Below are 251 nucleotides of genomic sequence, written 5' to 3' on the forward strand. Positions count from 1 at the left end.
CTCGGTCGGGATCACCGAGCGGTAGGTGGTGTGGCCCGCGATCCGCGGCGGACCGTCATCGACCATCTGCTGGCGAATCCGCGACCTGAGCCCGTCGGCGCCGATCAGGAGGCGGCCCGTGACGCGCTCGCCGGATTTCAGCCGCGCCACGACTGCGGTGCCGTCCTGGTCATATCCGACCACGTCGCAATCGCTGCGCAGCGTGATGGCGGGATCGGCCTCGCAGGCGCGCAGGAAGATGCTGTGCAGAT

The 251-nt window shown here is 69.3% G+C and carries 1 protein-coding gene; it reads right to left on the reverse strand.

The features are described from left to right. On the reverse strand, positions 1 to 251 hold a 251-nt coding region (locus AC1RQI_RS17375), incomplete at both ends, for an FAD-dependent monooxygenase (RefSeq protein WP_481905856.1).

Source organism: Salicola sp. AFF1 (assembly GCF_056783195.1).